This is a genomic window from Sphingobacterium sp. SGG-5, assembly GCF_011043525.1.
In the GTDB taxonomy this organism is placed as follows: Bacteria; Bacteroidota; Bacteroidia; order Sphingobacteriales; family Sphingobacteriaceae; genus Sphingobacterium.
Window position 1 is genome coordinate 430,280 of sequence record NZ_JAAKGO010000005.1, and the last position, 10,038, is coordinate 440,317.

10 protein-coding genes are annotated in these 10,038 nt (G+C 41.7%); 8 read left to right on the plus strand and 2 right to left on the minus strand.

Annotated features, from left to right (window positions below; translation table 11 throughout):
• Window positions 1-6: 6 nt before the first annotated feature.
• Complete coding sequence (locus tag G5B30_RS10285) at window positions 7-1,500, minus strand: succinate CoA transferase (RefSeq protein ID WP_165319885.1); 1,494 nt, start codon at window positions 1,498-1,500, stop codon at window positions 7-9.
• 204 nt (window positions 1,501-1,704) lie between these two features.
• On the opposite strand from G5B30_RS10285, the gene G5B30_RS10290 reads away from it, so the two are divergent.
• Window positions 1,705-2,517, plus strand: a complete 813-nt coding sequence (locus G5B30_RS10290) for a helix-turn-helix transcriptional regulator (protein ID WP_165319886.1) — start codon at window positions 1,705-1,707, stop codon at window positions 2,515-2,517.
• Between the two features lie 8 nt (window positions 2,518-2,525).
• Window positions 2,526-3,389 carry a DUF1080 domain-containing protein gene (locus G5B30_RS10295; RefSeq protein WP_165319887.1) on the plus strand — a complete coding sequence of 288 codons (864 nt, stop codon included), beginning with the start codon at window positions 2,526-2,528 and terminating at the stop codon, window positions 3,387-3,389.
• 78 nt (window positions 3,390-3,467) lie between these two features.
• Here G5B30_RS10295 and rpsT read toward each other — a convergent pair whose 3' ends face one another.
• Window positions 3,468-3,722 (minus strand): 30S ribosomal protein S20, encoded by a 255-nt coding sequence (gene rpsT, locus G5B30_RS10300; RefSeq protein WP_165319888.1) that lies wholly within the window; start codon window positions 3,720-3,722, stop codon window positions 3,468-3,470.
• 83 nt (window positions 3,723-3,805) lie between these two features.
• On the opposite strand from rpsT, the gene G5B30_RS10305 reads away from it, so the two are divergent.
• The 6 genes from G5B30_RS10305 (at window position 3,806) to G5B30_RS10330 (ending at window position 10,034) form a co-directional block, all read left to right on the plus strand.
• A complete protein-coding gene (locus tag G5B30_RS10305) occupies window positions 3,806-4,336 on the plus strand; it encodes an RNA methyltransferase (protein ID WP_165319889.1) in 531 nt (176 codons plus the stop codon).
• 82 nt (window positions 4,337-4,418) lie between these two features.
• Window positions 4,419-5,291, plus strand: coding sequence for a succinate--CoA ligase subunit alpha (gene sucD / locus G5B30_RS10310; protein ID WP_165319890.1), 873 nt, complete (start codon window positions 4,419-4,421; stop codon window positions 5,289-5,291).
• 154 nt (window positions 5,292-5,445) lie between these two features.
• Window positions 5,446-6,063, plus strand: a complete 618-nt coding sequence (locus G5B30_RS10315; protein WP_165319891.1) for a TetR/AcrR family transcriptional regulator — start codon at window positions 5,446-5,448, stop codon at window positions 6,061-6,063.
• A complete protein-coding gene (locus G5B30_RS10320) occupies window positions 6,050-7,342 on the plus strand; it encodes a TolC family protein (protein WP_165319892.1) in 1,293 nt (430 codons plus the stop codon). The genes G5B30_RS10315 and G5B30_RS10320 overlap by 14 nt, the downstream gene beginning before the upstream one ends.
• Window positions 7,343-7,353: 11 nt before the next feature.
• The gene (locus tag G5B30_RS10325) at window positions 7,354-8,448 is read left to right on the plus strand and encodes an HlyD family secretion protein (RefSeq protein WP_165319893.1); all 1,095 of its coding nucleotides are present in this window, start codon (window positions 7,354-7,356) and stop codon (window positions 8,446-8,448) included.
• Window positions 8,449-8,450: 2 nt separating this feature from the next.
• Entirely contained in the window at window positions 8,451-10,034 is a 1,584-nt protein-coding gene (locus G5B30_RS10330; protein WP_165319894.1) for a DHA2 family efflux MFS transporter permease subunit, read from the plus strand.
• Window positions 10,035-10,038 lie beyond the last annotated feature (4 nt).

Here is a 10,038-nt window from a genome sequence, read left to right on the forward strand (position 1 = left end):
AACGGGTTATTGACGTTTCATGCTGCCGGTTTCGGCAAACCGCTGATGCCAGCTAAAACATTCTTCCAGCAAATGTGGTGTATGTCCCCCACGTTGGCAAGCCCGGTCAAAATACGACTGGAGTTCTTCCCTATAGTCAGGATGTACACAATTATTAATGATTTGCTGGGCACGTTCGCGGGGAGCCAGCCCTCTTAAATCTGCTAAACCTATATCAGTTACCAAGATATCAACATCATGTTCCGTATGGTCCACATGCGATACCATAGGCAATACGTGAGAGATAGCATTTCCTTTGGAAGCAGCCTGTGTCACGAAGATGCTCAGGTAGGCATTACGGGCAAAATCTCCCGATCCACCTATTCCATTCATGATTTTTGTTCCCGAAATATGCGTCGAATTGACATTGCCATAAATATCAAACTCTATAGCCGTGTTGATGGCAATGATACCCAGTCTGCGGATCAGTCCCGGCGTATTCGAAATATTTTGTGGGCGAAGCACAAATTTACTCCTGTAACGTTGCAGATCTCCTAAAACACGATCGTAGCAACCTTTCGAGACAGTTATAGACGAAGCCGAAGCGAAGCTCAACTTACCCGCATCCATAAGATCGAATGTACTGTCTTGCAACACCTCCGAGAACATCGTCAAATCATAGAAGTTACTATCCTTAAATCCACTTAAGACCGCATTCGCCACCTTACCAATACCAGCCTGTAAAGGCAACAACCGATCCGTTAGGTGCCCCAACCGTACCTCATTTTCAAAAAAATCAAGGATATATTTCGCTATCGCCGATGTCTTCGCATCCGGCTCGGCAATATCGGCTGCACTATCCTGTATATCCGAAAATACAATGCCCACGACCTTCTGCGGATCTAACGCGATAGTCTTGCGACCTATCCTGTTCCAGGGCGCTACGATAGGTATAACATTCCGGTAAGGATAATTTTCAGCTTGGTAAATATCATGTATACCGTATATATCTTCGGGAACCGACGTGTTTATCTCGAGGATCACCTGCTTGGCCAATGCGGCAAAAGTCACCGAGTTACCCACCGATGTCGTCGGAACAATACTGCCGTCTCGATCAATGTAGGCGACTTCAATGACAGCAATGTCAATAGGCGGCAAACTTTGGTTGTGCAACAGTTCGGCACTCTCACTTAAATGTTGGTCGATAAACAAGATTTCTCCGTCATTAATCTTATGACGCAACGTACGGTCCACCTGAAAAGGCATGCGTTTAGTCAATACACCCGCATCAGCGAGCTTGCCATCCGTATCGTGCCCAAGAGATGCTCCCGTCATCAAGGTGATTTTCAAAGGATCAGTTTTCGCTCTTTCAGCAAGCGCCGGCAGCACCATCTTACTATCACCGGCTTTGGTAAAACCGCTCGACGCGACAACCATACCATTCTTAAAAAGCTGGGCAGCTTGTTCCGCCGTCATAACCTTATCCCGTAAACTTTCGACTTTAATCCGCTGTAGTGACATATTGTTTCATTGAGTTCATACAATATATACAAAGTTCTTATTTAATTTCAATTCTCTATTGCGTAATATCACAAAAATTATTGCCCTACCTCATATTAAAAATCTACACTTTTTATCTACAATGGGAACCGCCGCGCACCGACGTTTGGTATTTCCAGAATATTTAGGCAAATTTACGGCTGGCTAACACGATGCTTACTATCCATGGAAAAAGAGTATGTAGACAAGTATTACATGACCGAGGTGGATGCATATCCGGATAGTATATACTGTCATCATGCCCTTATGGGCGATGGCTATATTGTGGAGCACGCGCATGTCAAAGGCCAGTTTCTATATACAGAAGGAGGTGTCGTATACCTGAAGACATCGTCCAAATCGTATTTCTTGCCCGCACGCCATTATATCTGGATACCATCAGGTGTACGACACAGTATTCATCCCAGCTCGCCTCATGTTATCATGCGCAACCTGTATTTTCCACGCTTCGAAACGGATACGGACTTTTTCGATAAGGTAAATATTTATCCCGTCAACAACCTATTGATCGAATTGATTATGTTTACCAATCGGTGGAATGGGAATATTTTTCCGTCAGAAGAGCCCAATTATACCATTGCAAAAGCATTCAAACAGATTCTCCCCGAGTTGTCTCAGTCTGAACTACCCCTCGCTCTTCCTTATACCGAGCATCCCAAGCTAAGCGCAATAACCAGATTTTTAGAACAACATGTGGCAGAGAGTGTCAACCTGAACATATTATCCAAAAAGTTTGAGTTAAGCCAGCGAACTGTAGCCAGGCTGTTTCAAAAGGAATTTAATATGTCCTTCATTCAATATTACACGATATTACGCATGCTTACAGCTTTAAAGCTCTTATTGGATGAGCAGCTTAACGTACATGATGTCGCATTACGCGTTGGTTATAGCAGTCTTCCTACCTTTAGTAACACCTTTCAAAAAATCATAGGCATACGACCAAGCGATTATGTAAAAAAACAAAATACACTTTTATAATCATATATATGAAACAAATACTATCAGCGCTTTATTTATTTACCTCTACCATTTTTCTGGCAAACTGCCAGTCGACACGCCAGGAAACGAACGCTCTTCCGCAAGCTATCCAACTTTTCAACGGAAAAAATATGGAAGGATGGATTCCCAAAATACGCTTTCATGAGGTCAACGACAACTTCGGCAATACTTTCCGTGTAGAAGATGGCTTATTGAAAGTACGTTATGACCAATATGATAGCTTTGACAAGACATACGGACATTTGGCTTACCATAAACCCTTCGGCTACTACCTTCTTCGGGTTGAATACCGATTTGTAGGGGATCAGGCCAATGGAGGTGAAGGCTGGGCCTGGCGCAACAGCGGAGCAATGTTACATGGTCAGGACCCACAGACCATGTTAAAAGACCAGGATTTTCCGATATCCATCGAAGGTCAGTTTTTAGGCGGTGATGGTTCGGCTGAGCGTACGACATCTAATCTCTGTACGCCGGGCACGAATGTCGCCATCGACGGAAAACTATTCACACCGCATTGCAAAAGCTCCACTTCAAAAACATATCACGGTGATCAATGGGTTACGGCAGATTTCCTGGTTTTAGGCGATTCGGTTATCAAGCATATACTGGACGGAGAGGTTGTGCTCGAATATAACCAACCCCAATATGGAGGTGGAAATGTCAGCAGCTATGACACCAATGTCAAAAAAGATGGTCAACTCATCTCTTCGGGCTATATTTATCTGCAAAGCGAAAGCCACCCGTTGGACTTCAGAAAGGTAGAATTATATGACCTGGAAAAATATAAGGCGGATACCACGAAATTAAATGCTATTGTAACACAACTATTAAAGAGCAATAGTAAAGATTAACGCAAAATCAAGGACAAGTAAACAAGAAAAGGGATGTATATGATATACATCCCTACGTATTTTCAGAGAACAAGTAACTTAAGCTAGTTTATTGACCAGCTTTGTAAGCTTTGATTTATTATTAGAAGCTTTGTTCTTGTGGATTACATTTTTCTTAGCCAAGCGATCGAGCATAGAAACAACACGAGGCAATAAAGCTTTAGCTTCTTCAGCATTAGTGGTGTTACGTAACTTCTTAATAGCATTACGTGTAGTTTTTGCCTGGTAACGGTTTCTTAAACGCTTTGCAGCGTTAGCTCTAATTCTTTTAAGCGCTGATTTATGATTTGCCATTTCTATTAGCTATATTTTATTATTCGTTTTTTACTAAATTTGGAATGCAAAAATAACGAGATAAAATCAATATTCAAAATCTAATGCAAAAATTATCCATGGATCAGCTCAATAGACCTGATCTCGAATCTTTTAAAAACCAAGACAAAACACCGGTAATATTGGTACTCGACAATGTACGCAGTATGCACAACGTCGGATCGGCCTTTCGGACAGCAGATGGCTTTGCGATCGAAAAAATCATGCTCTGTGGCATTACCGGTACTCCCCCACATCGGGAAATCGAAAAAACAGCACTCGGTGCTACCCAGTCTGTCGAATGGAGCTATTATAAAGACAATGTCGAGGCGATCAGCGAGTTGAAGAAACAAGGTTATAAGATATATGCTATCGAACAAACTACAGGCAGTATATTCCTGCAAGATTTTAATATAACCACGAATGAAAAATATGCACTTATCTTTGGAAATGAAGTCCATGGTGTGGATGAAGAACTCCTGAAAATGGTAGACGGATGTATAGAAATCCCACAGTTTGGCACGAAACATTCTTTCAACGTAGCCATTACGATTGGTATGGTGTTATGGACCTTTGTCCAGAAATTGAAGTTTTAGCAAAAAAAGACCTGTTTTACTGTGCTTAATTTCCAGAAGTCATTGCAAAATGGTAGCTTTGCACAGCATAAAAACAGAACAAATGAGTGTATTAGTAAATAAAGATTCAAAAGTTATCGTTCAAGGATTTACTGGAACAGAAGGTACTTACCACGCTTCTCAAATGATCGAGTATGGAACTCAAGTTGTAGGCGGAGTAACTCCAGGAAAAGGTGGTCAAACTCATTTAGACCGTCCTGTATTTAATACTGTACAAGAAGCTGTAGATAAAACAGGAGCAAATGTTTCCATCATTTTTGTACCACCGGCATTTGCTGCGGATGCCATTATGGAAGCTGCAGCTGCAGGTATAGCCTTGATTGTTTGTATTACAGAAGGTATTCCTACTAAAGATATGATTCAGGTAAAATCTTACTTGAGCGACAAAAACTCTCGTTTGATCGGTCCTAACTGTCCGGGTATCATCACCGCAGAAGAAGCAAAGATTGGTATTATGCCGGGCTTCATCTTTAAAAAAGGTAAGGTTGGCGTAGTTTCTAAATCCGGAACCCTGACTTACGAAGCAGTAGATCAAACCGTAAAAGCAGGATTGGGTATTACAACCGCCATTGGGATAGGTGGTGACCCTATTATCGGTACTACGACTAAGGAAGCGGTCGAACTGTTGATGAATGACCCAGAAACTGAAGGTATCATTATGATCGGTGAAATCGGAGGTGGAATGGAAGCTGAAGCTGCACATTGGATCAAAGAAAATGGCACAAAACCTGTCGTCGGATTTATTGCAGGACAAACTGCGCCTCCAGGCCGTCGGATGGGACATGCGGGTGCTATTGTAGGCGGTGCAGATGATACAGCTGCTGCAAAAATGAAAATCATGCGCGAATGTGGTATCCGCGTAGTTGAATCTCCTGCGGAAATCGGAAAAGCAATTGCGGAAGAACTAGCGAAATAAACGCTACTCAAACATACATTAAAAGGCAAACTCGGCGAGTTTGCCTTTTTTTATTGGTCAATAATCTGTTTTTTGTAAGATTTTAAAGACAAATGAAATTAAACAGCTGTTTAATTTAAACACTTGTTTAAATTTGCACACGTTTTTTTTCAAAATGGATTTAAATCAGAAACAACTCGAAATTCTCAAAATAGCCGAAAAGCTATTTGCCAAGAATGGATTTGAAGGAACGTCTGTCCGAGACATTGCACTGGCGGCAAATATCAATGTAGCCATGATCAATTACTATTTCGAATCCAAAGAAAATTTATTAGAAACCATTGTCAAGCAAGGCGCCGAAGCGTATAAGCTCATCCCCGACACCTATATCCACGAAGAAGATCCGTTGCTGCGTTTGGAGCGTATCATTGAGCATTATATCAGTTCAAATTTGGCAAACAGGTATGTATATGAAATATTAGCCAACGAAAATACGATTCAAAAGCGTATCATAAACTCCCAGATTTATACGGAACTACGTAAACATAATATACAGCTTATTAAAGAGGTCATCGAATACGGATGTGAAAAAGGTGTTTTCCGCTACTACGACCCGATTTTGATTCATACGACTATGATCGGAACGTTGATGAACTTCAAAAGGAACCGTATCATTTTTGAAGAGCTACTAACGCTACCTCCAGGATGCGATTTTGAAGAATACCTCCACGAAACCCTTACCACGCATTTAAAATTCACATTAAAATCTATATTAAAAAATGAAAATCAATAACTGGAGTATGACGACACTCCTACTCTTGTTCGGCATGAGTACCCACGCTCAAGAGAAAAAACAACTGAGCTTAGATGACGTCATGCAGTTGGCTTTTTATCATTCGGCACAAGCTCAAGCACTCGATTCAAAGGTTAAGACGAGTCAATTGGAGTATGAAGCCTCAAAAGGAAGCCAGCTTCCCGATGCAAAACTGACTGGCACCTACATGCTGATGAATTCGCCAAACGTAAACATACAACTTCCGATAGGTGAAGGAGACAGCATGGATCTCGCTACAAATCAACTCTTGCTCGGTCAACTTTCCATCAACATGCCATTATATACCGGTGGGAAAATTAAAAACAACATACAGGCAGCAGAACATACTTGGAAAGCCACAGCATTACAAAGCACGGCTACAAAACAGCAGTTTGCGATCCAAGCTATGCATAACTACATCGCGCTATATAAAGCGCAGAAAACAATGGATCTTATTGCGGAAAATATTAAAAAATCAGCACAACAGGTCAACGATTTCAAAGCGATGGAAGCCAATGGCATCATTGCCAGAAATGATCTTTTGAAAGCTGAATGGCAATTGTCGAATTATAAGGTCTCCTATCAGGAAGCGCTGAAAAATGTTAACATATTAAGCTATCAACTAAGCATTATATTGGGCCTCGATGAAAATACAACGTTTGACCACATTCATCTTTCTGAATTACAAAACCAAAATATAGGACGTATCAACCTGGAAGATCGTTACGAAGTCCAGTCACTACAAGCACAAAAACAAGTGGCAGATGATCAGATCAAAGTTGCTAAATCTGCTTACTTCCCCACCGTCTTTGCTACAGCCGGATACGCGGCTCTACAGCTACAACATGTGGTAACCGTAACCAATGCCGCCAATGTAGGTGTCGGTCTTTCCTACGATATCGGGGCGCTTTATAAAAACAAAAAGAAAGTACATGTTGCTCAACAACATATCGAAGAACTTAATCTGAGCTTAAGGCAGGTAGAGGACGACATCAAAACGCAAATTCATAAATCACGGGAAGAAGTCCAGCTCGCTCAGGAAAAGCAAAAACTCTATCAGGAAGCCTTAATACAGGCCAAAGAAAATTACAGGATCGTTAAAGATAAGTATGACAATGGTGTAGCAGATACCGATGACCTACTGGAAGCAGATGTACAACAACTGCAAAGCGAGATCAACCTCGCCATCGGTGATGCAAGCATTGTCGAAAAACAATACGATTTATTATTAGCTACAGGTCAACTCAACCTTAAATAACAACATGCATTATGGAAACCACAACACAAAATAAAAAACCCGTTAACAAAAAGTTTTTAATCATCTTCATCGCTATCCTCCTATTGGGCGGTGGGTTCGGTATTTACAAATACCAACATGCGCAAGCACATGAAACCACAGATGACGCTCAGGTTGAAAAAAATCTCAGTCCTATTATTCCTCGTGTGGGCGGATATGTCGATAAGATTTATATCAAAGACAATCAAATAGTCAAAAAAGGCGATACACTTTTCACCATTCAAGCAGCAGATTATCTTGTACGGGTCGAAGAAGCAAAAGCTGCCCTATCCGCTGCTGAAAGTTCATTCGAAGTATCGAAGGCGGACGTTAATGCCGCCAATGCCAACATTGCCATATCGGAAGCCACCATACTTTCAAATAACGGCACGATCGAAGCCGCAGAAATTAAATTACAACAGGCAAAAAATGATTTTGAACGCTACGAAAACCTATACAAAAATCATTCGATTACCAAACAGCAATATGAGCAGGCCTTGACCCATAAGCTGGAAGCCGAAAAACAGGTCGATATACTCAAGCAACAACGTAATGCCAGCAACTCGCAAAAGCAAGCCATCATCAGCAAAACAACTGTTGCCAGTAAACAAACTTCAGTAGCGGAAGCTAATATTGCACGGGCAAAAGCAACACTTAAAGCGGCAGAACTCAACTTGGGATATACCGTGATAACAGCAGCTGTAGATGGGCAACTTTCGAACGTAAAGCTGCAGGAGGGCCAAATGGTAAATCCGGGACAATCTTTATTTTACGTTATCAACAACGACGAAACCTGGGTCGTTGCTAATTTTAAGGAAACACAGTTAAATAAGATCCGCATCGGTCAAAAAGTAGAAATCAAGATCGATGCTTATCCCGATAATATTGTCGAAGGGGTTGTCGAATCCTTTTCTCCTGCTACGGGTTCAAGATTCTCCTTACTTCCACCGGATAATGCTACCGGGAACTTTGTAAAAACCGTACAGCGATTACCTGTCAAAATCACACTTTCAAGTCACAACGATCCACAAATGATCGCTATGCTTCGGCCGGGAATGAATGCCGACGTCGATGTACATATAAATTAACTATGGAACAACTCACAGAGAAAGACAGCCTGATTGAATACGGTTTCACCAGAGCACTGATTACATTTACCTGTATTTTATGTGCCCTGTTGGAAATCGTCGACACCACCATCGTCAATGTGGCATTGAATGAGATGAAAGGTACTTTAGGAGCAACTTTGACGGACGTGGCGTGGGTTATTACCGCTTATGCAATTGCAAATGTTATCGTAATCCCTATGACAAGCTGGCTTTCCCAGCAATTCGGTAGAAGGAATTATTTCGCTGCCTCTATTATTCTCTTTACCGTATCCTCATTTTTATGTGGCAACGCAACCAATATATGGGAACTGGTCGCATTTCGTTTTTTCCAAGGTATGGGTGGCGGAGCACTATTAGTGACAGCACAGACGATCCTGACCGAAACATACCCGCCTGAGAAAAGAAGTATGGCACAAGCCATTTATGGCATGGGTGTTATTGTAGGCCCCACGTTAGGGCCTCCTTTAGGGGGATATATTGTAGATAACTACTCTTGGCCTTATATATTTTACATCAATGTACCCTTGGGTATTCTGGCGACGATTATGACAGTCTCCCTAGTAAAAAGCCCACGATATGGCAGTAAACAGTCTGCAAAAGAAGTAGATTGGTGGGGAATGCTGTTCTTAATTCTATTTATAGGCAGCCTACAATTTGTACTCGAGCATGGACAGCAAGACGACTGGTTTGAGGATAACACGATCCTAATTTTATCCGTCGTATCGTTCCTGGGTTTCTTTTTCTTCATCTGGAGAGAACTTATCTATGACAAACCTATTGTCAACCTGAAGGTTCTCAAGGATAAAAATCTACAGGTCGGCACATTGATGAGCTTTATATTAGGATTTGGATTATTCGGTTCCACATTTATCATACCGCTATACACGCAATCCATTTTGGGATGGACAGCCACCGATGCCGGTTTACTCCTTATCCCCAGTTCCATTATGACCGGAATCATGATGCCATTTATTGGTAAGATGATTCAAGCTGGAGTGCCGCAAAAGTATATGGTCGCGGTAGGGCTCTGTATATTTTTCGGCTTTTCCTTCTTTATGTATGGATTGATTACTAACGATACTGGATCCGAACACATGTTTTGGCCATTAATCATTCGGGGAGTAGGTCTCGGTCTGCTATTTGTTCCCGTTATGACTTTATCGCTATCCACACTTTCCGGCAAAGCCATTGGTGAGGGCGCTGCATTTACCGGAATGAGTCGGCAGCTCGGTGGATCATTTGGTATCGCCTTGATTACAACTTTCATCTCACGCGACACCCAGCACCATCGCGTAGATCTCATCTCGCATATTGATCCTTCACACTTTGAGGTACAACAGCGTATTGCCGGCATGCAGGCTAACTTCATGAGTAAAGGATTTAGTATCAACAATTCTCTTTCAAAAGCATATCAAGCTATCGAAGGAAGTGTTATGAAACAAGCGACCATCTTATCCTATATGGATGTATTTCTATATCTGGGGATATTGTTTCTGGTGTGTGTGCCTTTTGTTTTACTGATCAAACAAGGCAAAAATAAAGTGGATGCATCTAATATGCACTAAACAA